The following is a 24,125-nucleotide window of genomic DNA, read 5'->3' as shown; positions in this document are numbered from 1 at the left end:
CGCTCGCGAGCCTGAACCCTCGCGGTCACGGCGACGCGTGAAGCAAAAAGCCGCGCCACCGGGGGCCGAACCGTGAGGGTGTGAGAAATGCGGGCTAGCGCAGGCAGGAGAGCGACTCGAGTTCGCCCTCGAAGGCGGTGATCTCGGCACCTGGGACTGGAACTGCGTGACCGGGGAGAATCGCTGCAACGCACGCTGGGCGAGGATGCTGGGGTACGCCCCTGGAGAGGCAGCGCCCAATTTCGCGACCTGGGAGGCGAGCATCCACCCCGACGATCGCAAGCAGGTGCATGACGCGCTCCAGGCCCACCTACGCGGCGAGACCCATCAGTACCAGACGACGTACCGGATGCGGCGCCGCGATGGCGAGACGATCTGGGTGCTCGACCGTGGGCGTGTGGTCGCGCGCGACGAGGCGGGCAGACCGCTGCGGGTCGCGGGTACCCTGCTCGACATCTCCGAGCGCCACGTCGTCGAGGCCGCGCTCGAAGCGGAGCGGCTGCGACTGACGACCCTGCTGCAGCGTTTCCCCGGGGGCGTCCTGATGGAAGATTCGGAGGGTAGGGTGACGATCGTCAATCGAGGCATGTGCGAGTTGCTGGGCATCGGCGAAGATCCGTCCGCGCTGCAGGGCTGGCCACATGAGGCGCTCTGCGCACGTGTCGGGCCGCAGCGGGCCGCTTGGTTGAACGTGCCTGACGCCCGCAGCGAGGGGGAGCGCCGGAGATCGGTCGAACTCACCGATGCCGACGGTCGCTGCTTCGAGATCGACTGGCTGCCCATCATGCGTGACCAGCGCCAGCTTGGACGGGTCTGGCTGGTACGCGACGTGTCCGACCGCAAGCAGCGCGAAACCGCGCTGGCGACGCTGGCCTCGACCGATGCGCTGACCGCGCTGCCCAACCGGCGCAGCTTCATGAGCAGCCTCGAAGCGGCGAGCGCGGTGCTGCGGAGCAACCCCGAGCGCCAGGGGGTGTTGCTGATGATAGACATCGATTACTTCAAGCGCGTGAACGATACCTATGGCCATACGGCGGGGGACACGGTGCTGTGCCATGTTGCCGATCTGATCCGCAATGGTCTGCGCCAACAGGATGCCGCCGCTCGTCTGGGTGGGGAAGAGTTCTCCGCCTTGCTGGTCGGCGTGGAGTTGGCAGGCGCTCGCCTGCTCGCCGACCGGCTGCGGGTCCGCATCGCTGAATCCTCGGTGGAGACGGGCGAGGGGCGCGTGACGGTGACGGTCAGCATCGGTCTTGCAGCGCTCGATTCCGCGGGTGCCGAGGCGGCGTTGAAGCGGGCCGATCGTGCGCTCTACGCGGCCAAGGCAGGGGGCCGGAACCAGGTCAGGGTCTACGCCGGCGAACAGCCTTAACGGATTGCATTTCAGGTTATGACTACTGCGTGCCTTCCCTCACGCATCGAAGCCCAGCACCGCGCCGACGACATCCATGCCTTCCGTGCAGAGCTGGCGCGTCTCGAAGGTGAAGGGGTGTTGCAGCTTGCGAGCACGCAACGCCAGGCGGTGGACGAGCATCACGATGTGCTGTTGCAGCAATTTGCGGCCAGCTTCGATATCGACCGCGATCAGCAGGCGCGGCAGCTTTCGCTCGGCATGCGCGTGGCGTCCTTTCTGGGCGCGCTGGCGCTGGCGGCGAGTGTGTTCTTCCTTTTCTACCAGTTCTGGGGATTTTTCCCCGAAACGGCGCAGGTGGCCATTCTGGTCGGTGCAAGCCTCGCCAGCCTGGGGCTCACTGCGTGGATACAGGGGCGCGATGCTTCGGGCTACTTCACCAAGCTTGCGGCCATGGTGGCCTTCGCCTGCTTCGTGCTCAATCTCTACATGCTCGGGCAGATCTTCAACGTCATGCCGACGGACAAGGTGCTGCTGGCCTGGGCGGGCTTCGCCTTCCTGCTCGCCTATCGTTACGACCTGCGTCTGCTGCTGGCGGCGGGCGTCTGCTGCGTGATCGCCTGGGTGTCGGCGCGGGTGGGGGCGCTTGGTGGCATGTACTGGCTTTCGGCCGGGGAGTGGCCGGAGAATTATTTTCCGGTTGCCGCGCTGCTGCTGGCCGTGCCGATGGTCATTCCGCACCAGCGCTTCGCCGCCTTCGAGGTCATCTATAGGGTGTTCGGCCTGCTGTGTGTGCTGGTGCCGATGCTGATCCTGGGGCATTGGGGACGGGGCAGCCATCTGGAGATCGATCCCGACCTCATCGAGGGCGCTTACCAGGTGGGGGGCTTCGTCGTCAGCGCGCTGGCGATCTGGATCGGTACGCGTCGCGGGTGGAGCGACATGGTCAACACCGGTATCGTCTTCTTCGTGCTCTTTCTGTACACGAAGTTCTTCGACTGGTGGTGGGCGATCATGCCGAAATGGCTGTTCTTTCTCGTCGTCGCGCTGTCGGCGATCCTGGTCCTGCTGGTGCTCCGGCGCCTGCGCGGGCGGGTGGTGCCGGCATGAGCCCGCGCGCACTTACCTTCGCCCTGGGAGCGGCGATCATCCTCGCCGCCAATGCCGTGGCGCTTGGCGGCGTGGCCTGGAACCGCAGTGGCGAGCCCGAGAGCCGGGTGGCGCTTTCGCAGCGGGAACTGGCGAGGCCCCCTGAATGGCGCGCAAGCCGGGAGGACAGCAGTCTCGCGCTGTCGCTGAAATGGCGCGTGCCGCGTGCCGGGCTGGAGCCGTACGAAGAGGCCTACTGGCATTTCGGCGGCAGCCCGGCATGGCTGGACGAACGGCGCCTCGCTGAACTGGGTTTCGATGTCGAGCGGGCGAAGGTGGCGGGGGCACACAGCCAGAGGGCGCTGCGCAAGTCCGAGCGCGAGGTGCGGGTCGTACTCGAACTGGCGGGGGCTGCGTGGCGCCAGGCGCTGGATCAGGCCCGTAGCCACCTCGCCGAGCAGCAGGCGCTGCTTGCGGCGAGCCCCGATGCCGAGCAACGGATCCGCGCAGAGAAGCTGGCGCGGGAGCGGCTCGCGCGTGAGGAGCACGAAAACAGCCGTTTGTTCGCGGTCGATGTCGGCACGGATCTGGCCGCCCTGCGGGCGCAGTATCCCGACCGCAGCCGCTACCTCATCCTCGCGGCCCGGCTTCGGCTCCAGCGCACCACCGTTGCAAATGCGCCGGCGGTCAGCGGCTACCTGAACACCCTGGCCGGGCACCGTATCAACGTGCCGCATGCCTTGCGCGGCATGTTCGAGGTGGGGGCGGTCCGGGCGGGAGAGGCCGCCGACGGCGTCGAGGCACACGCACCGTTCGCCGCCGTGGTGGCCGTGGGGCGGCGCCTTGAGCCCTGGATCGAGGAGGTCTCGTTGCCTGCGGCTTCATCCTCTCCGGGAGGACTATAATGATTCCGTACCCACACGGGAGCCGACCATGAACACGATCTTGCCCGCTGCGTCCGCCCTTGCAGGCGGTAGCTTCCAGCCAAACGATGCGGCCCGGCAGAACAGTGCTGAAGCGCCGCGCGTGCAGCGCCAGGAGCCGATGTCCGAGGCTGCGTTGAAGAAGGATCTCAACGTGCAGATCCTGCAGTCGTCGATGGAGGTTTCGATCCGTTCCGGCGACGAATCGCTGGCCCTGCTGTTGCGTTCGGCGATCGAGGGGATCAACGAGGCGCTGGCGCCAACGCTGGGGCCCGACGCGATCCAGAATGCGATGGGGCAGGACAACTCGCCCGAGGCGACCGCCGATCGCATCGTCTCGATGTCGACCGCGTTCTTCGAGGCCTACGCCGGACAGCGTCCGAACGACGATCCGGAAACCGTGCTGCGTGATTTCATCGACGTCATCCGCGGTGGCTTCGAGCAGGGCTTCGGCGAGGCGCGCGACATCCTCGACGGGCTCGGGGTGTTCAACGGTCAGGTCGAAGCCGACGTGATGAAGACTCGCGAACTGGTGCTGCAGGGCTACGACCGCTTCGTGCTCGACCGCCTGCCGACGTCCGACCAGCAGGCCTGAGGCCCGCCCCGCGCGAGTCTTGCTAGAATCGCGGCCCTCGTCTGAATCGAAGGCCGCGCATGCATGTCCCATCCATCGACGTGGCGATCCTCACCGAGGACCGCTACGTCACCCCCGACCGGAACGACTGGTACCAGGCGCAGATCGCGCGCGAGGAGGATCTCGTGGCGGACGCCCTTGCAGCGCTTGGGCTGCGTGTTGGGCGACGCTCCTGGGCGGATCCGGACATGGACTGGTCACAGTGCCGTTGCGCGCTGTTCCGCTCGACCTGGGATTACTTCGACCGCTATGCCGAATTCTCGTCCTGGCTCGATCGGGTGGCGGGGCAGACGCGCCTGTTCAACGCTGCGGAGCTGATCCGCTGGAACGTGGACAAGCGCTATCTGGGGGACCTGCAGGATAAGGGCGTCTCGATCGTGCCCACGCGCTTCGTGGCGCGTGGCGAGGTGGTGTCGCTCGCGGACATCATGGACGCGCAGGGCTGGGACGAGGTCGTCTTCAAGCCGGTGGTGTCAGGTGCGGCGCGCCTGACGCATCGTGTCGGCCGCGCCACGCTTTCCGCGCACGAGGCCGTGTTCGCGCGCTGCGCGGCCGACGAGAACATGATGGTGCAGGCCTTCGAGCCCGCCATCCTGAGCACTGGCGAAGTGTCGGTGATCGTGATCGGCGGGCGCACCACGCACGCGATCCGCAAGACACCGCGCGCGGGCGACTTCCGCGTGCAGGACGACCATGGCGGCACGGTGCATGCACATGCGCCGGCGGAGGACGAGCGCTGGTTCGCGGAGGCTGCAGTTGCGGCCTGCCCAGTGGCGCCTGCGTACGCCCGCGTGGATTTCGTGCGCAGCGCCGACGGTGTGCTGCGCCTGATGGAACTGGAACTGGTCGAGCCCGAGCTGTTCTTCCGCTTTCACCCCCCCGCGGCAGCCGAGCTGGCGCACGTGCTTGCTGAAAAGCTGCGCTGAATCAACGGCTTTGATGCGATGCAGCATGCGCTTTGCAGCGCAAATTCGGCCGCGTCGCGCCCGGCAGCGGTTAAAATGCCGCCATTCACAAAATTGAAAGGGTTCCACATGATCCGTCGCATACTCATGCTTGCCGCGCTGGCCTTGGCCGCCCAGGGCGCGATCGCCAAGGACTGGAGCACCATCCGCTTCGCCACCGAGGGCGCCTATCCCCCGTTCAATACGGTGGACACCAGCGGCAACGTGCAGGGTTTCGATGTGGACATCGCCAACGCGCTCTGTGAGCAGATGCAGGCCAGGTGCACCTGGGTCAAGCAGGAGTGGGACGGCATGATCCCTGCGCTGATGAGCCGCAAGTTCGATGCGATCTCTGCCTCCATGTCGATCACCGAAGAGCGCAAGAAGCGCGTCGACTTCACCGAGCGCTATTACGCCACGCCGCTCGCACTGGTCGCGAAGAACGGCAGCCCGCTCGTGCCCGAGATCGCTGCGCTCAAGGGCAAGCGCATCGGCGTGCAGCGCGGCACCGTTGCCGACAACCATGCGACCCGTTTCTGGGAGCGCGAAGGCGTGAGCATCGTGCGTTATGCGCGCCAGGAAGAAGCCTATCTCGATCTCGCCGCCGGCCGTCTCGACGCTGCCTGGGCCGATGCGCTGGTGGCGGATGGGGGCTTCCTCAAGACCGATGCGGGTGCCGGTTACGCCTTCGTCGGTGGCCTGTACTACGGCAAGAACGCCGACGAAAAGGCGGTGATCGGCGAGGGCGTGGGCATCGCCGTGCGTAAGCAGGACGGCGAACTCAAGCAGAAGCTGAACGAAGCGCTCGCCGCCATCCGCGCCAGCGGCAAGTACGACGAGATCCGCGCGAAGTACTTCGACTACGACATTTACGGCGAGTAAGCTGCCGGCGGCCGCCTGTGCCGCCACCGGTTTCCCCCCAGCAACGGCGGCCTGCGGGCCGCCTTCACGTTCCCGTTCGCAGCGCAGGGCACGTTTCCCCTGCGCTACGGGCCACTCCGATGCTCCACGGCTATCTTCCATCCCTTCTCGACGGTGCCTGGGTGACGCTGCGTGTGGCGGTGTTCTCACTGCTGCTCGCGCTCGCGCTCGGCCTCGCCGGTGCTTCCTCGCGCCTGTCACCGCACCCCTTGCTGCGCCTGCCGGCCGCAGCCTACACGACGATCGTGCGCGGCATCCCGGACCTGGTGATGATGCTGCTGATCTTCTACGGCGGCCAGGTCGGCATCAACTACGTCACCGATGCGCTGGGCCTGGGTTATGTGGACGTGAACCCCTTCGTCGCTGGCATCCTCACACTGGGCTTCATCTTCGGCGCGTATTTCACCGAAACCTTCCGCGGTGCGTTCATGGCGGTGCCGGCGGGCCAGCTGGAAGCCGGGCGTGCCTACGGCATGAGCCGCTGGCAGGTGTTCCGGCGCATCCTGTTTCCGCAGATGCTGCGCCACGCGCTGCCGGGCCTGGGCAACAACTGGCAGGTGATGCAGAAGAGCACCGCGCTGGTGTCCATCATCGGCCTGTCCGACATCACCTGGCTGGCGGACCAGGCCGGGCGCAGCACGCATGAGCCCTTCCTGTTCTACATGGTGGTGTGCGTGTTCTACCTCGCCATGACGGCCGTGTCCGGGCTGTTGTTCCGCTGGCTGGAGCAGCGCTATTCGGTGGGTGTGCGGAGGGCCGCGGCATGATCGAGTGGAGCCTGTTCAGCGAGAGCTGGCCCGCGTACATGGCCGGCCTGTGGGTGACGATGAAGCTCACCGTGGTGGCGCTCGTCGCCGGCCTGTGCCTGGCGATCCCGCTTGCGGTGGCGCGCGTGTCGCCCTCGCGCTGGGTGTCGGGGCCGGTATGGGCGTACAGCTATTTCTTCCGCGGCACCCCCATGCTGGTGCAGTTGCTGCTGATGTACTACGGCCTTGGCCAGTTCGAATACGTGCGTGCGCAGTGGGACGTTGGGAATGCCTTCTGGCTTGTGTTCCGTGACCCCTACGGTTGTGCACTGGTGACCTTCGCGCTCAACACCGGCGCCTACACCACCGAGATCATCGCCGGGGCACTGCGTTCGGTGCCGCATGGCGAAGTGGAGGCGGCGCGCGCCTGCGGCATGACGCGCTTCACCATGCTGCGCCGCATCCTGCTGCCGGGGGCGCTGCGACGCGCCATGCCGGCCTACAGCAATGAGGTCATCTTCATGCTGCACGGCACGGCGATCGCCTCCACGGTCACGCTCATCGATCTCACCGGCGCGGCGCGCAATGCCTATTCGCAGTATTTCGCGCCATTTGAAGCCTTCGTGTTCGCGGGCCTGATCTACCTGTGCATCACCTTCGCGCTCGTTGGCCTGTTCCGTCTTGCCGAGCGTCGTTGGCTGGCCCACCTGCAGCCCCGCAAGCCCGCCGCCAAACCGGCCTGAGCCCGCATCCAGGAATCTTTCATGACCCAGCTTATCGTCGAAGACCTGCACAAGCGCTATGGCGACCACGAGGTGCTCAAGGGCGTCTCGCTGTCGGCGGAGGCCGGCGACGTCATTTCCATCATCGGCTCGTCCGGCTCGGGCAAGAGCACCTTCCTGCGCTGCATCAACTTTCTCGAGCAGCCCGACGCCGGGCGCATCACCGTGTCGGGCGAGGAGATCCGCCTCGTGCGCGGCAAGGACGGTCACCTCAAGGTGGCCGATGCCAAACAGCTGCAGCGCCTGCGCACGCGGCTGGCGATGGTGTTCCAGCACTTCAACCTGTGGGCGCACATGACCGTGCTCGAGAACGTGATCGAGGCGCCCATCCACGTGCTCGGCCTGTCGCGCAAGGAAGCGCTCGAGCGCGCGATGGCCTACCTCGACAAGGTCGGCATCAGCCGCTTCAAGGACAGCTACCCGGCGCACATGTCCGGCGGCCAGCAGCAGCGCGTGGCGATCGCACGTGCGCTGGCGATGGAGCCCGCGGTGCTGCTGTTCGACGAGCCCACCTCGGCGCTCGACCCCGAACTGGTGGGCGAGGTGCTCAAGGTGATGCGGGGCCTGGCCGAGGAAGGGCGCACCATGGTGGTGGTGACGCACGAGATGGGTTTCGCGCGCGAGGTCTCGAACAAGGTGATGTTCCTGCACCAGGGCCTGGCCGAAGAGAGCGGCGTGCCGGCCGAGGTGTTCGCCAACCCGAAGAGCGAGCGCCTGCGCCAGTTCCTGTCGGGCAACCTCAAGTAAGCGCGATCACTCTGGCCCCGGGCGGAGCGCCTTCCGCTGCGGACCTCGCCGCTGGGTTCCGTGCGCCGGCACGCATGCCTGGCCCTCACTGCCGGGCCCCATGTCCGTCGTTCAGCGCGGGGTGTCGGCGGGCGGTGGCAGGCGGCGCAGCAGCAGTGCAGCGATCAGGGTGGCCAGCAGGCAGGCGCCCAGCAGCGCAGCCAGCCCCGGCCAGTGCCACGCCGCCCAGGCCGTCCCCGCCACGGTGCCGATGACCGAGGCGCCGAAGTAATAGCTCGTCAGATACAGCGCCGAAGCCAGTGCGCGGCGCTCGCCCGCGCGGCGTCCCACCCAGCCGCTCGCCAGCGCATGCGCGGCGAAGAAACCGAACGTGAACACCCCCACCCCCGCGATGATCACCCACAGCGGCGCGGCGAGGGTGAGCGCCAGGCCGGCGCCCATCACCGTCACCATCATCCACAGGACCTTGCGTCGCCCCTGACGCTCAGCCAGCCGGCCGCTCAGTGCCGAGGCCCAGGTGCCCACCAGATAGAGCAGGAAGATCGCGCCGATCGCGGTCTGGCCCAGCGCGTAGGGTGCGGCTTGCAGCCGGAAGCCGAGGAAGTTGTACAGCCCGACGAAGGCGCCCATGGCGAGGAAGGCGACCAGGAACAGCAGCGGCAGCCCGGGATCGCGGTAGATGGCCACGGTGTCACGGAAGATGCGCGCCGGCGTGGCCGCGCGTGGGATGAAATGGCGCGACGCCGGCAGGCGCCGCCAGAACACGATCGCCGACACCAGCCCCAGCACGCCGATCACCCCCAGCGCCCAGCGCCACGAGCTCCAGTCGGTGAGCAGCGCCGACACGAAGCGTCCGCTCATGCCGCCGAGCGCGTTGCCGGCGATGTAGAGCCCCATCGCGCGCGCTTGCGCGCTCACCGCGACCTCTTCGCCGATATAGGCCATGGCCGCAGCCGGCAGCCCGGCCAGCACTGCGCCGAGCAGCGCGCGCAGCACGAGCAGGGCGGTGAAGTCGGGCACCACCGCGGTCGCCAGCGCCAGCACCGCGGCGATCGCGAGCGAGATCTTCATCACCTGCTGGCGCCCGATGCGGTCGGCGAGCACGCTGCCCGGGATCAGCATCAGTGCCAGGCCTGCGGCGGTGGCCGAAACGGTCAGACTCGCGCTCGCCGCGCTTACGCCGAAATCGTTTGCCAGCAGCGGCAGCAGTGGCTGCGTACTGTAGACCATGGCGAAGGTGGCGAAGCCGCCGAGGAACATCGCGAGGTTGGCGCGCTTGTACTCGGGCGTGCCGGCCTCGAGCTGCGAGGGCGGGCGGGGGGGCGTGTCGTCGGTCGGGAGCGAGGCCATGGGCGGGGGCTGGAGTGGAGCGAGTGGCGCGAATGAAGCACGCGAGGGCAAGCGGCGCAGGTTAGCGCGGAAGGGCGCGGCGCGGCACCCCGGATTTCACGCTATGCGCGCCTCATTTGGCCGCCTTCGCCGGCGTCACCGCGTAGGCGGGTACGAAGCCGGCCGGCGGCAGCATCCAGTCCATGGGGTAGCGGCCGAGCGTGGCCGGCTCGACCAGCTCGACGCTGGGGCCGAGGTGGGGCTCGATGGCCGCGCCTTCGAGCGCACGCACGCCCTGGCGCACCGCCATGCGCCCCTGCAGCACCGGAAAATCCGTCACCGAGGCGAGGATGCGGCCGCGCAGCATGCCGCTATAGACGCCGGGGGTGACGTAGGAGGCGACGATGCCCAGGCGGTCCGAGAGCTGGCGACGGCGCAACTCGGCGATCGCCGCCTCGGCCATGGGCGCGTTGCCCACCAGGTAGTCGAGCGCCGGATGGGTGTCGAGCACCTCCTCGACGAGCTGGCGCTGGATCGAGCGGCCGGTGTCGCCGTGCCGCACGGTGGCGATGCGCACCGCGCTGCCGGCCAGCCCCGCGTGGAAACCGCGGTCCAGGATGCGCACCCAGTCCGCGTCCTGCGGCCCGGGCAGCCAGGCGATGCTCGCCGGCACGCCGCCGGCGGGGTGGCGCTCGGCCAGCCAGTGGCCGATCTTCCAGCCGAGCTGGTACCAGGGCACGCCGACCTTGCCGCTCACCACGGCGGTGTCGATGTCGTTGACCGCGCCGATCACCGGGTGAAGGGCGCGGTAGGGCGCGAGCAGATCGTTGAGCCCGGCGAAACTGACCGTGCCCACGAGCAGGGCGTCGATGCCGGCGTCGGTGATGCAGCTCGAGACGCGTTCGCGCTGGCGGGCGAGGTTCTCGTAGCCGCCGGCCTCAAGCACACGCAGGCCGACGCCGAGCGCGCGCGCCTCTTCCACCATGCCGAAATTGACCGCCAGCCAGTAGCTGTCCTTGAGGTGCGGATAGACGGCGCACAGCTGCCAGGGCTGCGAGGGGGCGATGGCGGGCAGGGCCGGGGCAGCGCGCCCGGGAGTCTCCGCGGCCGGGGCGTCGCCGTGCCAGCGGACCACCGGCCAGGGCGGGCCGGCGTCGGCAGCATGCGTGGTCGAGGCGCCGAGGGCGAGTGCGGCGAGCAGCGTGCGCATGATCAGACGTGCGGTGTTCGCGCCGCGCCGCCGGTAAGATGAAGCCATGTTTCCCCTGTCTGCGGCGTGCCGGGCCGGATGGCCTGCCGCCCATGAACCATGAGCGCCCAATCTTACGTGAAACCCGCCCCGCGCCGCTTCGGCCTGCGCGAACGCCTGATGCTGGCACTGTTCCTCGGCGCGCTGGCTACGGTGCTGGTCGCGGTGGTCGGCTGGTTCAGCTTCCAGCGCGTGGTGGGCAGCCAGCAGGCCATCGTGCGCGAGACCTTGCCCGCGGCCGATGCGCTGCACGAGGTGGTGCGCGGCAACGCCCGCCTGGCCGCGCTGGCGCCGCGGCTGGCGCGGGTGGATTCGATCGCCGAGCTGCAGGAGCTGCGCGCGGTGCTCGAGAACGAATCGGGGCGCATCCGCGAACGCCTCGCCGCGCTCGAGTCGCCCCATGTCGAGCCCGAACTGCGCGCGCGCCTGCAGGCCACCGGCGAGGCCCTCTCGGTGCGGCTCGATGCGATGGGTGACACCATCGGCGCACGGCTCGCGCTGCGCTCGGCGCGCGAGCGCGTAGCCGGCAACCTGCGCGAGGCCATCGACGCGCTCGACGAGCTCGCGCGCATGCATACGGAGAACGCCACTGCGCTGCTGGTGACGACGCTCACCGGCCTGTTCCAGTCCGAGGCCCACGACGCTGCCGGCGCCCTCGCACCGCAGGACCGCGCCGCGGCGCGTGACCGCCTGCTCGACCTCGATCTCGACACGCTCGAGCGCATGCACGAGCTCGCGCTCACCGTGCATGCGCTCGCCTTCCTGAGCGAGCGGCTCGACGAGGTCGACTCGCCCGAGCGCCTCGCCGCCGCGCGTGCCGAGTTCGACCGCGAGCTGGTCGTGCTCGAGCGCCGCCTGCGCGACATCCCCGACCCGGTGGTGCGCGCGCAGGGCGAGCGCCTTCACGGCGTGCTCGCCGCTGCGCTGGCCAACGAGGGTGCATTTGCGCTGCGCAGCCGCGAGATCGACCTGCGTGCGCGCAGCGAGGGCTTGCAGAACGAGGTGGGCATCCTCACCACTGCGCTCGATGCGCTCGCGGGCGAGCTGATTCACCGCGGCGGCCGCATCCTCGCGGCGGCGGGCACGGCAGCCGAGGCCAGTGCCACCTCGGGGCTGATCGCCTTCGGCATCATCGCGGCGGTGCTGTTGTTGGTCACGGCCGGTGTGGGCGTGCAGGTGCTGCGCCGGCACACATTGGGCCGGCTGCTCGCGCTCGAGCGTGCCACTCTGGCGCTGGCGGCCGGGCAGCGCGACGTGAACATCGACACGGCCGGCGACGATGCGCTGGCCTCGCTGTCGCGGGCGCTCGAGCGCTTCCGCAACGACGCCATCGAGCGCGACCGCCTCGCAGCGGCGCTGCGCCAGCACCAGCAGGAACTCGAGGACCAGGTGCTGGCCCGCACCGCCGAGCTGCGCGAGGCCAACAGCGCGCTCGCCCACGAGATGGCCGAGCACGCCAGCGCGCGCGTCGCCGCCGAGAAGGCCGACCACGCCAAGACCGCCTTCCTGGGCACGGTGAGCCACGAGCTGCGCACGCCGATGGCGGGCATCCTCGGCCTGATCGAGCTGCTCGAGGGCGCGCCCGCGCCCGCCGAGCGCGCGCAGTATCTGGCGCAGATGCGCGCCGCGGCCACGCTGCTGCTCGAGCTGCTCGAAGACATGCTCGACTTCGCCCGCATCGAGGCCGGCGGCGTGCATCTGGATACGCTCGCCTTCAGCCTGCGCGATGCGGTCAATGATGTGTTCGCGGTGCAGGGCACGCGCGCATCGGCGCGCGGGCTGGCGCTGGTGGCAGACATCGACCCGGCGCTGCCGGAGCAGGTGCTGGGCGATCGGCGCAAGCTGAGCCAGATCCTGCTCAACCTGGTGGGGAATGCGATCAAGTTCAGCGACGAGGGGGCGGTGACCGTCCGCGTCCGTTCCGGCACGGAGGCCGGGCGCGTGCGCTTCGAGGTCGAGGATCACGGTATCGGTATCGACCCTGCACGGCAGGCGGAAGTGTTCGAGCCCTTCGTACAGGTGCGCGACCACGGCCGCCACCACGCGGGCACCGGGCTGGGGTTGGCGGTGTGCCGGCGTCTGGTGCGGGCGATGGGCGGCGAGATCACGCTGGTGAGCGCGCCGGGGCAGGGGACGACGGTGCGCTTTGCGTTGCCGCTCGCGTCGCCGGTCGGGGTGGCCGCAGTGGCGCCCCAGGCCTCGGCCACCAGGGCCGCCGAGGTCGCTGCGGTGGCGGCTGCGCTCGCCCCCGGGCACTGGGTGCTGGTGGTGGAGGATGACGAGGTCAACCGCATGGTGGTGGAGCGCTTCCTGCAGGGGCTGGGGCAGCGGCCGGTCTGCGCGCCGGACATCCAGTCGGCGCTGCGGGCACTGGCCGGGCAGGCGTTTGATGCGGCGCTCATCGACATGAACCTGCCCGATGGCGACGGTCGTGAGATGCTGGCCCGCCTGCGCGCGCTGCCCGAGCATGCGCAGACGCCGGCGGTACTGATGTCCGCGCATCTGCCCCGGGCCGAGGTGGATGGTCTGCTCGCGGCCGGATTTGGCGCTTTCCTGTCCAAGCCCTTCACGTGCGAGCGCCTGTGCGCCGTGCTGGCGGGGTTGATTGGGGGGGCGATCGAGGGCAGGGCAGCCGAGGTGCATGACGGTGCCGCGCAAGGGGCTCAACGGCCGGGCGCGGGCAAGGAGGCGGACGGGGAGGCGGGCGAGGAGGCGGGCGGTATCACCCCGTGGGTCGATGTCGACTTCCTGCGCGGCGAGGCGGCAGCGCTTGGACCTGAGGTGCTCGACCGCATCCTCGCGGTGTTCCGCAGCCAGGGGGATGGGCTCGTGCAGGCGCTGCGCGGCGCAGCTGTGGCCGGTGATGCGGAGCAGTGCAGGCTGCTGGCGCACAAGCTGCGGGGCGCGGCCTCCAACGTCGGGCTCAGGCGCCTGGGCGAGGTGGCCGCGCAGCTAGAGCAGGAGATCGCCATGATTGCCGTGGCAGGCGAGCTGGACGCGCGCGCGAGGGCGTTGGCCGATGCGTACGCGCGGACGCTTGGGTCGCTGGATGCGTGGCGCGCCGGCTCAGTCGCGCCCTGAATCCGGGGCGGACGCGCCGCTGCGCGCAGACTCGGTGTCGACCGCCAGCCGGTAGCCTTCGCTGCGCACGGTGGTGATCAGCGACTCCGTGCGCTCGTCGGCGTCGAGCTTGGCGCGCAGGCGGCGCACCAGTACGTCCACCGTGCGGTCCTGCGGCGACCAGTCGTGGCCGCTGACGGCGCGTGACAGGCGGTCGCGGTTGAGGACCTCACCCGGGTTGCGCACCAGCAGTGCCAGCAGTTCGAACTCGCCGCGCGTCAGGGCCACGTCGGCGCCGTGCGGGTCGCTCAGGCGGCGGCGCGGCAGGTCCAGGGCCCAGCCGGCGAAATGGAAGACTTCGCCGGCGTCGGTCTGGCGCGCACCGGTCGTGCGGCGCAGCAGGCTCTTGACCCGCGCCAGCAACTCGCGCGGGTTGAACGGCTTGGTGACGTAGTCGTCCGCGCCCACCTCCAGGCCTACGATCTTGTCGATGTCGTCGCTGCGGCTGGTGAGCAGGATGATGCCGATGCCCGGCGCCCGGGCCCGCAACTCGCGCGCCAGCGAAAGACCGTCCTGCCCGGGCAGGTTGATATCGAGCAGCACAAGGTCGGCGCCGCTGCGCTCGAATGCGCGCCAGAACGCCTCGCCATCGCCGGCCAGCAGCACCCGATAGCCTTCCTGCGAGAAGTAGGCATCGAGCCGGGCCTGGGTGACCAGGTCGTCGTCGACAACGAGCAGGGTGGCGGTGCTGGGTTCGGCGTTGGGCGACATGCTTGGACTGGGCTGGATGCGAGCCACCATTCTAAGGCCAAGCGCTGGCCGTGACCGAGCGGCCACGCGTGTTGCGGCCGTGATGCACGGGCCGAAGATGGGCGTGCGGTTGTCCTGCCTGCGCGGCGACTCGGGTCCGCCTGCCTCAATAATCGAACGCTGCCTTGCCCCCGGGTCGCGCGAAGCCGCTGACGATCCAGGCCGTCGCGCTCGCGGTGTTGAGGCGGAAGTCGGGCGCCACGCGCACTTGCGCGACCTCTTCGCCGGCCTCGTCAAGTGCACTCAGCATTGCAAAGGGCTCGTATTCGTCGGGCGTGATGTCGAGGCGGACCTCCCACTGCGTATCCAGCGCGAACACGGTGAGCGACTTGTGCAGCATCGCGTGTGCCTGCTGCGCGTGGCGCTGCAGCACCTCGGTCGCGGTCTTGACCAAGGTGTTGAAGGCAGCCTGGTCGAGCGGTTTGGGGTTCTTCTTGTCGCGGCCCATGGTCCACGGCCCGACCAGCGCGGGCTCGGCCTCGCCATCCTTGAGCATTTCCACCGCCCAACCGTCGTCGTCCTGGTTCTTGATTACGCGCGCCGTCCAACCGTCCAGCTGCCACAGGCGGTCGGTGCGGGTGGCGGGGGTGTCGTCGATGGCGGGAGTTGGGGGCTGGGAGTCCGTGGGGGGCTGGGAGTTGGTGGCTTCGGGCATGGGTGAGGTGGCTTCGGGCATGGGTGAGGTGGCTTCGGGCATGGGTGAGGTGGCTTCGAGAGGGGGCGTTGAGGGCGGGCAAACGGGAATTTTCAGGGGCGGAGGGGCGAAACAGTCCGCTGCGGCAGCCCTGTCCGCGTCTGCGCCGATCGGCTCGATCATGGGGGGCGGCAAGGGCAAAGCCAGCAGCATGGCGCCTTCGTCCGTGGCGGACACGCGTGCGCGGGCCGGTCTGCGGGCGGGCTTGCGACGCGCGAGCGGCGACTCGGCGTGCGCGGCCGGGGCCGCGAACAGGGTCATCTGATCGTGAGTCATCTTCAGTCTTCCTGAGGTGGACTGATATTTTATACAGCTTTGTGAGGTCCTTCGAGTCCAGGCCCGGCTTTTTGCGCGGCCAGCCTACGGCTTCCGTCCGTTTCTGGTAGCCGCCCGATGTGCCCGCAGGCGTGCAGGGGCGCAACTGGGGATGTCCCAGTTTTTCGTCGGAAGATAAAGACTAAAGGCGTGTCTTGACCCATTCGCGCAGCGCGTCATTCATTCGCGTCTGCCATCCCGGCCCACCCGCACGGAAGGCCTCGAGGATGTCGTGATCGATGCGGATCGCGACCTGTTCCTTGGTGCCTGAACCGGCTGGGCATCCCCGTTTGCGCCGGGTCGCCTCGATGCCTGCGGCCAACTCGGCAGCGGTCGCGGGGCGGTCATCCTCATCCGAACCGTCCCACACAAAATCCTGCGCCGGCGGTATGGCGCGTACCGCCTCCAGTACGGCCTTACGCTTCATCGCATTCGTTTTCGAGCCACTCATCGTATACCTCGCGTTCTTCCCGACTTGCCCTGCGAAAGCTGATCGACTCGGTTCTCAACTGGGGTACGTCCCCAGTTTCACGCGAGGTCACAGTTTCTTGATTCGATCGTTGATGATGCCCAAGCCCACGCATACAGCGGCAATCACGCCCAATAAGGGCCATCCGAGCTTTCCGAAAAACGAGAGCACCATGATTCCGGCGATCGGGGCGACGACACCCGCAACGAATATCGTTATCAGCAAAGACCACATTTCAACACCCCCTCTCACCCGATCGCCTTCCGGGTGATCGATGGTTTTTCGTAATCGGTGTATTTCCGCGTTTCTCCGTGCTCCCGCCTCTAATCGCGATCCGCAGCATCGAGCCGGTCCAGAACCGCGAGCGCGGCTCGAACGTCGCCCGTGGCCGCAAGGGCACGAAAGTGATTCTCCGTATCCCACGCGGCAAGCGCCTGCGCGCTGAGTTCCTCGATCAGCTTGTTCATGCTCTGCCCGCGGCTGTGTGCCAGGGCCTTTAGCCTGGCGGCGGTGTCGTCGGGCAATCGAATCGTCAAAGTGCTCATGGCCACTCCTTCAATGCTTCAGCGGGCGTCATCACGCGCAGGGCGCCGAGCTTCAGCTCGCCCCGCCCGACATCCCGGACGTTATGGGTGATGATTGCAGCTGCATTACCGGCAAGCGCCAGTTCGAAAAGATGGTTGTCGCCCTCGTCAGGAAGATTCGGGCGCCAGCCAAAATAGACCGAAACCCGTCGCCCTCGGTGTGCAAGCGCCGCCAGTACCTGTTCTCGCTCAGCCAGGCTCGTTGCATCGCCCCACACCGGCCGACCGAGCAGATCGTTGTATTCCAGCCAGAGTGCGTTCCCGAACAATGCCTGGAAATTTCCTGACAACGCGCGGCGCAGCACCTGTCGCGACGCACCTCCCGCTGAGCGCAAAGCCGCGACGAAGACATTCGTGTCGATGACGACTGGCACGACGTTGACAGCATAGGTGCTGTCAGATTCCCGGACAAGACGGCTCATGCAGTCACCCCTGCAACCGATACGCGCCGTCCTCGAGCGCGACCATGCCCAGCTCCTCCAGCGCTTCGAGCACGGCCTGCACGCCGGCGCGGGGCGTGCGCTTGAAGCGGGCGGCGATGGCCTCGGCGGGGAGCGGTTGGTGGGCCAGCGCGCTGCGCACGGCGGCGACCTGTTCGCGCATGTTCCTGGGCCACGCGGCCTTGCCGCTGGTCGCGGGCGTGGCGGGGGTTTCGGCCTCTTCGGTGGGGCCGAGGTCGGCTTCGACCTGGGAGGGGGCGGCAGCGGTGGCCGTGGCTGAGGTGGCGCCGGGGTTCTGGTAGTCGGGGCGCAGCCAGCGTACGAGGCCGCGCGCTTCTTCGGCAGCGCGGGCGGCGTTGAGTTCGACCAGGCGGCGCAGCAGTTCTTCCTCGGCGGCGGCCTGGGCCTCGGGCTTGTCGGGCAGCGGGGTGGTGGCGCCGGGCTTGCCGACGAGCTGGGCGGCGAGGTCGCTCCAGCCGTAGGCCTCGAACACCGCGGTGTCGAGCGCGTCGTGCAGTTCGCGCAGCACCGACACCAGGCCCTGCTCGTGGATCGTGCGTTCCTTGGGTGTGAGCGTGTCGCCGGCGCGCAGCTTTTCGAGCACGTTGTACATGCCGGTGAGGGTCAGCTCGGAGTGCAGGGCTTGCTGACGCTTGCGGTGGGCGTCGAGCTGTTCGGCGAGGTCGCGGATGCGGGCGGCTTGGGTGGGAGTGGGGTCGGGGAAGGGGAAGGTTTCGAAGCAGACGGACTTGTTGTAGCGGGGGCGGTCTTCGAGGGTTCCACCAGCAGCAAGCGCCCATGAGGCATGTAAACGACTTGAGAGGATTCCGAGATGCAGTTGGTCTTCGAGCCCTAGAGTAACTAACGTGCTATCTGGTGCGTCCACCGCGGGCAGAGCAGTGAAGAAGCGATGTTTTGACGTTTCGATGGTTGCGAGATAGCTCTGCAGCCCATCCGTGAAGCGTCTAAACACAGGGCGTGGATGGCCGATAACCCACCAGTTGTCGCGAAAGATTCGGTTTCTGTTCTGGTCTCGCTCTGGTTTCGCGCGCGTCAAGAGGTACTGATAAACCCTTGGGAAGCCTTCCCGGAGCGCTTCGAGAGACACGCCGAAGAAGTCCAGCACGTAAAGGCCACGTCGTTCTCCCGCGAGGTCTCGGCCGTTAATGTACGGCCGGATATGGCGTTCAAGCTCAGGTGTTTCCCCGAGGCCGAGTTCCTTTGCTTCGATATGTGTGATCTGAAATGCCGCTCCAATGGTCTTGAAGCCCACCGCGCATAGAAGCTGGTTGCTCATCAAGGCAACAGCCTTTGTCAGATCGGCTCCAATGCGTAAGTCAGCATGTACCTTCCCACGACTAATCGTCGCCTCGTCGACAAGATCCTCGTCAGGTGACTCCCCTTTGTCGTGTTCTTTGGTGACGACGAAAACATCCGCCTCGCAAGTGCCACGTCGCGCTGCTGTCATCGAAATCCGGACCGCAGCTCCGTCCTTGGTATCGACCCAGGGATGATCTGGTATCACGAAGACCAGAGAAAGAGGCGCTTTCTCTGAATCAATGAAGGGTGCGATCACGCGGCGGTTGTAGGTCTGACGGATGGAGTTTGATGCGATGAAGCCGAATGATGTCGCGCTGTCAGATGCCACGAGCCCAGCCGCTTTGTGCCACCAACGTAAGACGAAATCGCTCGCTTGTGGCACGTCGGGCCACGCTGCCTGCAGCGCATCAACATATCCGTCACCAAGCTCTTGGCGCATGAGCTTTGCGCCGATGAACGGCGGATTCCCCACGATGTAATCCGCCTGCGGCCATTCGGCCTTGCGCGGATTCACGTAGCGCATCTGCACAACCTGCGCGGTCTCGTCCGGGATGTCCTCGCCGGTGATCGGGCTCTTCCTGTAGGTGACGCCGTCCCAGCGCGTGACCGGGCGACCGGCTTCATCGGTGACGGGCTCTTCACGCTCGTAGTCGATCAGCGCGTCGCGGTGCTCGATGTTGCGGAAGTCGCGCAGCACCGGCTCGGGCGGGTTCACCGAGCCGTGGGTGCGGAAGTGCCATTGCAGGTAGCCGATCCACAGCACCATCTCGGCGATGCGGGCGGCGCGCGGGTTGATCTCGAGACCGAGGAACTGGTGCGGGTCGACGGTGACGCCTTCGAGTTCGAGCAGGCCCTGCGATTCGCCGAGGTCGTGCAGCAGGTTGAGCACTTCGCCTTCGAGGCGCTTGAGGTGTTCCAGCGTCACGTACAGGAAATTGCCGCTGCCGCAGGCGGGGTCGAGCACGCGCACCGCGCACAGGTGGCGGTGAAAAGTGCGGATTTCGGCGACCGCTTCCTTGTGCTTGCCCTGCTGTTCGTAGGTGAGCGCGGCGGCCTGCACTTCGCGCCATTCGGCGCGCAGCGGTTCGATGACGGTGGGCAGCACCAGGCGCTCCACGTAGGCGCGCGGGGTGTAGTGGGCGCCGAGCTTGTGCCGCTCGCGGGGGTCGAGCGCGCGTTCGAGCAGGGTGCCGAAGATGGCGGGTTCGACATAGCGCCAGTCGGCCTCCGACGCTTTCAGCAGCAACTCGAGCTGGTCGCGGTCGAGCGGGATGGCGCTGGCCTCGGCGAACAGGCCGCCGTTGAAGCGCAGCACCTTGTTGCGCAGGATGGGCGAAAAGCCGCCGCTGTTCATGTTCTGCCACAGGTGCTCGAGCATGGGCGCGAAGGCGTGCGGCTCGCCCTTGAGGCTTTCGAGCAGCTCGGTGAAGGCGCGCGGCGGCAGCAGGCCGACGTCTTCGGCAAACATGGTGAACAGCGCGCGCATGAGGAAGCCGGCGACCTGCTGCGGCGGGTGGCCGGCGGCCTCGAGCGACTTGGCGAGCGAGGCGAGGCGGTCGGCGATCTCGCGCGTGACGCGGGCGGAGCGGCGGGCGGGGTCGAGGCTGAGCGGGTCGAGCCAGACGTCGCGCAGGCGCTGGAGGATGTCGTCGCGGCGCAGGTCTTCGAGGCGGATGCGGTGGCTGCGCGGGTCGGGGTAGGGCGTGTAGGTGGCGCCCGAGCGGCTGAATTCGGCGTACAGCTCGATGTCGCGGCCGACGTCGGTGACGAGGATGAAGGGCGGCCGGCCTTCGTCGGCGGGCAGGGCGCGGGCGTACTGGTCGGCCTGGTTGTGGGCACGCAGCATGGCCTTGTCCCAGCCCGAGGTGTCGAGCGTGCGGCCGGTCTGCTTGGCCTCGAGCACGAAGGCGCCGCGGCGGTAGAGGTCGATGAAGCCGTTGTTGGTGCTGCCGTTGGGCTGGCGCATCACCACCCGGCGCTCGAACACGTAGGCGTTGTCGCGCGTGTCGTCGCCAGCAGGGTCGGGGCGCGGCAGGCCGAGCAGTTCGCACAGCTCGGTGAGGAAGAGCTGGTAGTTGGCGCGCTCGCTGCCGCCGGCGTGCTGCCAGCGGGCGATGAAGGTGTCGAGGGCGGCGGGGGTGGCGCTGTCGGCGGGCTGGGGCGAGGCGGATGACGAGGTCACAGGGGGCGCATGCATTCGGGTTGGGACGCGGGGATTGTAGCGGGCGCGGCGGCGTGAGGGATTCTGGCTTTGCAGGGCGCATGCACAGGCGCATGGAGCACGGGTAGGGTCTGATCCGGGTGCTGCTCAAAAAAAATCACTTCGGAATATGCAAAAACGGTATATGTGCGCTTTCTCCAGTGCAACAATCCCGCCTCTCGCGAGGCGAGGGAGAGTTCGCGGACTGGCCGCAGCGACATCGGGATACCGAGAGGGAAAAACGCATGTACAAAAATATTGACCAGAGTCTTTATTGTGCATACATTTAATTGGATCAGAGTCACCTATGACTTGGCAAAAGACGGTGCCAACGTTGAAAAGCACGGTGTTTCGCTCGCAATGGCCGCTGCACTCGAGTGGGACTCGGCGGTGATCTGGCCTGACACCCGGCGTCAGTACGGCGAACCACGCATGGCGGGGATCGGATACATCGGTTTGCGTCTGTATTACGTCGTCTTCGTGGATCGTTCGGAAGGCCGGCGGGTGATCAGCCTTCGAAAGGCCAACCAGCGAGAGATCAAACGTTATGCCGAAGCTTAAGACGGGAACCCTGCACCCGAGCGCCGAAGAAGATGCCGTCATCACGGCGGCTGCGCTGTCGGATCCGGATGCGATCCCCTACACGGACGCGGAGTGGGAGGCGGCCAGGCCGACGATCCGCCGCGGCAGGCCGCCGGCTGCCGTCACCAAGGAACGCATCACGATCCGTTTGTCGCGCGACGTGGTGGAGCAGTTTCGCGCGACAGGAGAGGGCTGGCAGACGCGCATGGATGCCGCGCTGAAGGACTGGTTGAAAACGCACTCGCCGGCTTGAGACGCGTACGCGGTAGGGTATGCCGCTGGCCCGACACCAATCAGGTTTGCAGTGAGGACGAAATCTCCGGTTTGATGGTCGGCAAGGCGCTCTGATGCCGCTCACGTTGTGGTGCGTTGCGCCTCAGAAAATTGGTGGATCGACCTTCGCCACATCGGGTGCCATGCTGGCCTGACGCTCGCACTCGGTGGCGACCAAGGTGTGCAAGCGCTCGATGAGTTCGGGCGCCACCCCGGCGGCCCGCGCATCCTCGCAGGCCTTTGGCAGACCGTCGCGCACGCGCTGGGCCATGCGCGCAAGCTCGGTGCTCACCTGGCGGAAGGGCAGCGCGCAGGCGTGCGCGAAGTTGGCCCACTCGTACGGTGACAGCGCTTGCGCGTGAAACGCGTCGCCGATGGCCGTGGCGTAGGTGTCGAGGAGTTGCTCGCCAGCGAAGGCGAGTCCGCAGACGAGGTCGTAGGCCGGGGCGAGCGAGAGCCCTTCGCGCCCCAGATAGAAGGAGAGGTTCTTCGCGTGCGCATCGGTGTTGGCGATCAGCACCTGGAAGAGTGTCCAGCGCAGCAGGGCGAGCCGCTCTGCGGCGGGTCGTGCGCAGTGCTCGAGGCGCGCAAAGAGCATGGGTAGCGATGCCCCCTCGCGCAGCTCGCGCACGTCGCGGGTGTCGCCGTAGGGGCGCTCGTACTTGAGTGCCGAAGACAGGCCCAGCGCCTGGCAGCCTTCGATGATGTGCCGGCGCAGCTCAGCTGGATTGCGCTGGCATCCCATACGGACAACACTTGTGAGCGCGCACGTGCCGGGTTTGCGGAGTTCCGATTCGTGTCGCGGGACGAGGCGTGTGTAGTGCCCGAACCTGCGACGAGGCGCGATGATCAGGTAGCACCCGATAGGAGCGAAGAATGAGCGAGGCCAGCGCACAGGCCACAAGCCCACTTTGGGACGACGCCTCGATCACCGCGATCCGGCGCGACATGCTGCGCTTTGCGCGCATGCAGCTGCGCGACAGCGGCGCCGCGGAGGACATGGTGCAGGAGGCGCTGATGGCGGCGATGACGAGCGCCAAAAGCTTCGCTGGGCGGTCGGCGTTCAAGACCTGGATGTTCGCGATCCTGCGCAACAAGATCGTCGATCACATTCGTGCGTCGTCACGCGAGATCTGCCGTTCGGATCTGTTCGGATCCTCGGATCTGGATGCCGGGCTGGACGAATTCGACGTGCTGTTCAAGCGGGGAGGGCACTGGAACCCCGAGGATCGCCCCGCGACCTGGTCGGATCCGGAGGCCTCCTTCGAGCAGGACGCCTTCTGGACGGTGTTCGACATCTGCATGAACAACCTGCCCGAGCACATCGCCCGCGTCTACACGATGCGCGAGCTGCTGGAGCTCGACACCGCCGAGATCTGCGCGGCGCTGAGCATCACCAGCAACAACTGCTTCGTCATCCTGCACCGCGCGCGGCTCGGGCTGCGCGAGTGTCTGGAGAATCGCTGGTTCCTGGGAGAGGCCCGATGAAGATGATGAACTGCAAGGATGCGACCCGGCTCATGTCCGAGCGCTACGAGCGCACGCTCAGCCTGCGCGAGCGGTTGTCGCTGAAGGTACACACGGCGATGTGCAAGGGCTGCTCGAACTACGGCGAGCATCTGGATGTGCTGCGCCTCGCCGCCAAGCGGCTGCGCGAGGGCGGCAAGGGCTAGTCTCAGCGCAGCAGCAGTGTCGGAACCGTCGCAGCGCGCAGTAGGTCGGTGGTCTTGCTGCCGAAGATCAGCGCGCGCAGCGGTGAGTGGGCGTAGGCGCCCATCAACAGCATGTCGATGTTGCGCGCCTTGACCTCGCGGACGATCACCGTCTCGGGGTCGCCGGGGAGGATGTCGGCCACCACCTCGAAACCGGCCACGGTGAGCGTGTCCTTGGCCCAGGCGATCTGCCTGGGTGCGTCCGCACTCTCCTTGCCTGCCATCACGATGTGGATGGGCAGGCCCTTGAACAGCGGGCTGTTGGCGATCATGTCCACGCCCTTGCGCGTCACCGCGGTGCCATCGAAGGCGAGCATCACGCGCTCGGGCGCCTTGAAGCCTTCGGTGACGGCGAGGATGGGCTTGTGCACCGCGCGCACCACGCGCTCGACGTTGCGGCCGAGCATGTTCGAGGCGCCCGGCTGCGGGGTCTCGGCCGAGGCGCCGCGGCGGCCGAAGACGAAGAGACGCACGTTGTCTTCCTGCTCGGCCAGGGTGTCGTCGAGGGCGCCGTGGCGCTGGCGCATGTCGGCCGCGGGCGCGCCTGCGGCCAGCGCGCGCTCGCGCAGACGGTTGAGGAAGAGGCGGCCCTGTTCGCGCTTGGCGCGGGCGACGGTGGCGTCCTTGTCGCTGAGGGTGCTCAGCAGGTGCTCCTGGGCGTTGATGCCGATCGCGCCGCTGTGGTCGTCGCCCGATCCTCGTTCGAGGTGGCGGTCGATCACGTGCAGCAGCTCGAGCGGCGCATCCAGGCGGCGCGCGGCCCAGGCTGCGTAGTCGGCGACGGTGTCAGCGAAGTGGGACTGGTCCACGCAGGCCAGCACTTTCCTGTCTTGCTTGTTCATGCAGCTTCTCCTCAGAGCTCGTGAACTTTTCGGTTACGCCCACCGAAGGGGGCGCAAATGGACTTGTGACCGCTGTGGCGGTCAGATGATCTGTTCAGCATGAAGGCAC

At 67.6% G+C, this 24,125-nt stretch carries 24 protein-coding genes and 1 pseudogene; 15 read left to right on the top strand and 10 right to left on the bottom strand.

Going from position 1 to position 24,125, the window contains the following annotated elements; translation table 11 throughout:
* Positions 1–139 precede the first annotated feature (139 nt).
* From ACPT9U_RS15610 to ACPT9U_RS15565, 10 genes and pseudogenes are all read left to right on the top strand, one after another.
* Positions 140–850 (top strand): annotated as a pseudogene (locus tag ACPT9U_RS15610) (PAS domain-containing protein); the annotation flags it as partial.
* Positions 830–1,372, top strand: coding sequence for a GGDEF domain-containing protein (locus ACPT9U_RS15605; RefSeq protein ID WP_435751583.1), 543 nt, complete (start codon positions 830–832; stop codon positions 1,370–1,372). The pseudogene ACPT9U_RS15610 and the gene ACPT9U_RS15605, both read left to right, overlap by 21 nt.
* Positions 1,373–1,390: 18 nt before the next feature.
* Positions 1,391–2,461: a DUF2157 domain-containing protein gene (locus ACPT9U_RS15600; RefSeq protein ID WP_435751580.1), complete on the top strand. Its 1,071-nt coding sequence runs from the start codon at positions 1,391–1,393 to the stop codon at positions 2,459–2,461.
* Positions 2,458–3,345: a DUF4824 family protein gene (locus ACPT9U_RS15595; protein WP_418363174.1), complete on the top strand. Its 888-nt coding sequence runs from the start codon at positions 2,458–2,460 to the stop codon at positions 3,343–3,345. The genes ACPT9U_RS15600 and ACPT9U_RS15595 overlap by 4 nt, the downstream gene beginning before the upstream one ends.
* A 28-nt stretch (positions 3,346–3,373) precedes the next feature.
* On the top strand, positions 3,374–3,958 hold the full coding sequence (locus tag ACPT9U_RS15590) for a DUF5610 domain-containing protein (protein ID WP_435751579.1): 585 nt from the start codon (positions 3,374–3,376) through the stop codon (positions 3,956–3,958).
* A 59-nt stretch (positions 3,959–4,017) separates the two neighbouring features.
* Complete coding sequence (locus tag ACPT9U_RS15585; RefSeq protein WP_435751578.1) at positions 4,018–4,923, top strand: ATP-grasp domain-containing protein; 906 nt, start codon at positions 4,018–4,020, stop codon at positions 4,921–4,923.
* A gap of 108 nt (positions 4,924–5,031) precedes the next feature.
* Complete coding sequence (locus tag ACPT9U_RS15580) at positions 5,032–5,823, top strand: ABC transporter substrate-binding protein (protein ID WP_418363171.1); 792 nt, start codon at positions 5,032–5,034, stop codon at positions 5,821–5,823.
* Positions 5,824–5,942: 119 nt separating this feature from the next.
* On the top strand, positions 5,943–6,629 hold the full coding sequence (locus ACPT9U_RS15575; protein WP_435751577.1) for an ABC transporter permease: 687 nt from the start codon (positions 5,943–5,945) through the stop codon (positions 6,627–6,629).
* Positions 6,626–7,351: an ABC transporter permease gene (locus ACPT9U_RS15570; RefSeq protein WP_435751576.1), complete on the top strand. Its 726-nt coding sequence runs from the start codon at positions 6,626–6,628 to the stop codon at positions 7,349–7,351. Before ACPT9U_RS15575 ends, ACPT9U_RS15570 begins: the two co-directional genes overlap by 4 nt.
* 21 nt (positions 7,352–7,372) lie before the next feature.
* Positions 7,373–8,137 carry an ABC transporter ATP-binding protein gene (locus tag ACPT9U_RS15565; RefSeq protein ID WP_435751575.1) on the top strand — a complete coding sequence of 255 codons (765 nt, stop codon included), beginning with the start codon at positions 7,373–7,375 and terminating at the stop codon, positions 8,135–8,137.
* 111 nt (positions 8,138–8,248) lie between these two features.
* On the opposite strand, the gene ACPT9U_RS15560 is transcribed toward ACPT9U_RS15565, so the two are convergent.
* Positions 8,249–9,397, bottom strand: a complete 1,149-nt coding sequence (locus ACPT9U_RS15560; protein ID WP_435751582.1) for an MFS transporter — start codon at positions 9,395–9,397, stop codon at positions 8,249–8,251.
* Positions 9,398–9,599: 202 nt separating this feature from the next.
* Positions 9,600–10,724: a TMAO reductase system periplasmic protein TorT gene (gene torT / locus ACPT9U_RS15555; RefSeq protein WP_435751573.1), complete on the bottom strand. Its 1,125-nt coding sequence runs from the start codon at positions 10,722–10,724 to the stop codon at positions 9,600–9,602.
* 51 nt (positions 10,725–10,775) lie between these two features.
* On the opposite strand from torT, the gene ACPT9U_RS15550 reads away from it, so the two are divergent.
* The gene (locus ACPT9U_RS15550; protein ID WP_435751572.1) at positions 10,776–13,796 is read left to right on the top strand and encodes an ATP-binding protein; all 3,021 of its coding nucleotides are present in this window, start codon (positions 10,776–10,778) and stop codon (positions 13,794–13,796) included.
* Here ACPT9U_RS15550 and ACPT9U_RS15545 read toward each other — a convergent pair.
* The 6 genes from ACPT9U_RS15545 to ACPT9U_RS15520 all read right to left on the bottom strand — a co-directional run bounded on the left by ACPT9U_RS15545 (position 13,782) and on the right by ACPT9U_RS15520 (position 20,604).
* A complete protein-coding gene (locus ACPT9U_RS15545; protein WP_435751571.1) occupies positions 13,782–14,546 on the bottom strand; it encodes a response regulator in 765 nt (254 codons plus the stop codon). The two genes, ACPT9U_RS15550 and ACPT9U_RS15545, sit on opposite strands and share 15 nt — an antisense overlap.
* A gap of 145 nt (positions 14,547–14,691) precedes the next feature.
* On the bottom strand, positions 14,692–15,240 hold the full coding sequence (locus tag ACPT9U_RS15540) for a hypothetical protein (RefSeq protein ID WP_435751581.1): 549 nt from the start codon (positions 15,238–15,240) through the stop codon (positions 14,692–14,694).
* Between the two features lie 496 nt (positions 15,241–15,736).
* Positions 15,737–16,021 carry a BrnA antitoxin family protein gene (locus tag ACPT9U_RS15535; RefSeq protein ID WP_435751570.1) on the bottom strand — a complete coding sequence of 95 codons (285 nt, stop codon included), beginning with the start codon at positions 16,019–16,021 and terminating at the stop codon, positions 15,737–15,739.
* A gap of 365 nt (positions 16,022–16,386) precedes the next feature.
* On the bottom strand, positions 16,387–16,608 hold the full coding sequence (locus ACPT9U_RS15530) for a ribbon-helix-helix protein, CopG family (RefSeq protein ID WP_418363161.1): 222 nt from the start codon (positions 16,606–16,608) through the stop codon (positions 16,387–16,389).
* A complete protein-coding gene (locus tag ACPT9U_RS15525) occupies positions 16,605–17,069 on the bottom strand; it encodes a putative toxin-antitoxin system toxin component, PIN family (RefSeq protein ID WP_435751569.1) in 465 nt (154 codons plus the stop codon). The genes ACPT9U_RS15530 and ACPT9U_RS15525 overlap by 4 nt, the downstream gene beginning before the upstream one ends.
* 4 nt (positions 17,070–17,073) lie before the next feature.
* Positions 17,074–20,604, bottom strand: a complete 3,531-nt coding sequence (locus ACPT9U_RS15520; protein ID WP_435751568.1) for a class I SAM-dependent DNA methyltransferase — start codon at positions 20,602–20,604, stop codon at positions 17,074–17,076.
* A gap of 150 nt (positions 20,605–20,754) precedes the next feature.
* Here ACPT9U_RS15520 and ACPT9U_RS15515 point away from each other — a divergent pair, with 150 nt between their 5' ends.
* A complete protein-coding gene (locus ACPT9U_RS15515; RefSeq protein WP_435751567.1) occupies positions 20,755–21,168 on the top strand; it encodes a BrnT family toxin in 414 nt (137 codons plus the stop codon).
* Positions 21,155–21,442, top strand: a complete 288-nt coding sequence (locus tag ACPT9U_RS15510) for a BrnA antitoxin family protein (RefSeq protein WP_435751566.1) — start codon at positions 21,155–21,157, stop codon at positions 21,440–21,442. The genes ACPT9U_RS15515 and ACPT9U_RS15510 overlap by 14 nt, the downstream gene beginning before the upstream one ends.
* Before the next feature lie 123 nt (positions 21,443–21,565).
* Here the strand turns inward: ACPT9U_RS15510 and ACPT9U_RS15505 are convergent, their stop codons facing one another.
* Positions 21,566–22,207 (bottom strand): HipA domain-containing protein, encoded by a 642-nt coding sequence (locus tag ACPT9U_RS15505; RefSeq protein ID WP_435751565.1) that lies wholly within the window; start codon positions 22,205–22,207, stop codon positions 21,566–21,568.
* A 131-nt stretch (positions 22,208–22,338) separates the two neighbouring features.
* On the opposite strand from ACPT9U_RS15505, the gene ACPT9U_RS15500 reads away from it, so the two are divergent.
* Complete coding sequence (locus ACPT9U_RS15500) at positions 22,339–22,950, top strand: sigma-70 family RNA polymerase sigma factor (protein ID WP_435751564.1); 612 nt, start codon at positions 22,339–22,341, stop codon at positions 22,948–22,950.
* Positions 22,947–23,135 carry a zf-HC2 domain-containing protein gene (locus tag ACPT9U_RS15495; RefSeq protein WP_418363153.1) on the top strand — a complete coding sequence of 63 codons (189 nt, stop codon included), beginning with the start codon at positions 22,947–22,949 and terminating at the stop codon, positions 23,133–23,135. The genes ACPT9U_RS15500 and ACPT9U_RS15495 overlap by 4 nt, the downstream gene beginning before the upstream one ends.
* A gap of 2 nt (positions 23,136–23,137) precedes the next feature.
* Here ACPT9U_RS15495 and ACPT9U_RS15490 read toward each other — a convergent pair whose 3' ends face one another.
* The gene (locus ACPT9U_RS15490; RefSeq protein ID WP_435751563.1) at positions 23,138–24,016 is read right to left on the bottom strand and encodes a universal stress protein; all 879 of its coding nucleotides are present in this window, start codon (positions 24,014–24,016) and stop codon (positions 23,138–23,140) included.
* Positions 24,017–24,125 lie beyond the last annotated feature (109 nt).

Origin of the sequence: Thauera sp. AutoDN2, assembly GCF_051280715.1 — a bacterium.
In the GTDB taxonomy this organism is placed as follows: domain Bacteria; phylum Pseudomonadota; class Gammaproteobacteria; order Burkholderiales; family Rhodocyclaceae; genus Thauera.
This window is presented reverse-complemented; position numbering and strand designations above follow the sequence as displayed.

What these genes read in the sequence shown, in the direction of transcription:
- ACPT9U_RS15520 (WP_435751568.1), bottom strand. Translation starts at nt 20,604, where the DNA reads ATGCATGCGCCCCCTGTGACCTCGTCATCCGCCTCGCCCCAGCCCGCC.
- ACPT9U_RS15525 (WP_435751569.1), bottom strand. Translation starts at nt 17,069, where the DNA reads ATGAGCCGTCTTGTCCGGGAATCTGACAGCACCTATGCTGTCAACGTC.
- ACPT9U_RS15570 (WP_435751576.1), top strand. Translation starts at nt 6,626, where the DNA reads ATGATCGAGTGGAGCCTGTTCAGCGAGAGCTGGCCCGCGTACATGGCC.
- ACPT9U_RS15600 (WP_435751580.1), top strand. Translation starts at nt 1,391, where the DNA reads ATGACTACTGCGTGCCTTCCCTCACGCATCGAAGCCCAGCACCGCGCC.
- ACPT9U_RS15545 (WP_435751571.1), bottom strand. Translation starts at nt 14,546, where the DNA reads ATGTCGCCCAACGCCGAACCCAGCACCGCCACCCTGCTCGTTGTCGAC.
- ACPT9U_RS15510 (WP_435751566.1), top strand. Translation starts at nt 21,155, where the DNA reads ATGCCGAAGCTTAAGACGGGAACCCTGCACCCGAGCGCCGAAGAAGAT.
- ACPT9U_RS15530 (WP_418363161.1), bottom strand. Translation starts at nt 16,608, where the DNA reads ATGAGCACTTTGACGATTCGATTGCCCGACGACACCGCCGCCAGGCTA.
- ACPT9U_RS15575 (WP_435751577.1), top strand. Translation starts at nt 5,943, where the DNA reads ATGCTCCACGGCTATCTTCCATCCCTTCTCGACGGTGCCTGGGTGACG.
- ACPT9U_RS15490 (WP_435751563.1), bottom strand. Translation starts at nt 24,016, where the DNA reads ATGAACAAGCAAGACAGGAAAGTGCTGGCCTGCGTGGACCAGTCCCAC.
- torT (WP_435751573.1), bottom strand. Translation starts at nt 10,724, where the DNA reads ATGGCTTCATCTTACCGGCGGCGCGGCGCGAACACCGCACGTCTGATC.
- ACPT9U_RS15550 (WP_435751572.1), top strand. Translation starts at nt 10,776, where the DNA reads ATGAGCGCCCAATCTTACGTGAAACCCGCCCCGCGCCGCTTCGGCCTG.
- ACPT9U_RS15580 (WP_418363171.1), top strand. Translation starts at nt 5,032, where the DNA reads ATGATCCGTCGCATACTCATGCTTGCCGCGCTGGCCTTGGCCGCCCAG.
- ACPT9U_RS15540 (WP_435751581.1), bottom strand. Translation starts at nt 15,240, where the DNA reads ATGCCCGAAGCCACCAACTCCCAGCCCCCCACGGACTCCCAGCCCCCA.
- ACPT9U_RS15565 (WP_435751575.1), top strand. Translation starts at nt 7,373, where the DNA reads ATGACCCAGCTTATCGTCGAAGACCTGCACAAGCGCTATGGCGACCAC.
- ACPT9U_RS15535 (WP_435751570.1), bottom strand. Translation starts at nt 16,021, where the DNA reads ATGAAGCGTAAGGCCGTACTGGAGGCGGTACGCGCCATACCGCCGGCG.
- ACPT9U_RS15505 (WP_435751565.1), bottom strand. Translation starts at nt 22,207, where the DNA reads ATGGGATGCCAGCGCAATCCAGCTGAGCTGCGCCGGCACATCATCGAA.
- ACPT9U_RS15585 (WP_435751578.1), top strand. Translation starts at nt 4,018, where the DNA reads ATGCATGTCCCATCCATCGACGTGGCGATCCTCACCGAGGACCGCTAC.
- ACPT9U_RS15560 (WP_435751582.1), bottom strand. Translation starts at nt 9,397, where the DNA reads ATGTTCCTCGGCGGCTTCGCCACCTTCGCCATGGTCTACAGTACGCAG.
- ACPT9U_RS15595 (WP_418363174.1), top strand. Translation starts at nt 2,458, where the DNA reads ATGAGCCCGCGCGCACTTACCTTCGCCCTGGGAGCGGCGATCATCCTC.
- ACPT9U_RS15590 (WP_435751579.1), top strand. Translation starts at nt 3,374, where the DNA reads ATGAACACGATCTTGCCCGCTGCGTCCGCCCTTGCAGGCGGTAGCTTC.
- ACPT9U_RS15495 (WP_418363153.1), top strand. Translation starts at nt 22,947, where the DNA reads ATGAAGATGATGAACTGCAAGGATGCGACCCGGCTCATGTCCGAGCGC.
- ACPT9U_RS15500 (WP_435751564.1), top strand. Translation starts at nt 22,339, where the DNA reads ATGAGCGAGGCCAGCGCACAGGCCACAAGCCCACTTTGGGACGACGCC.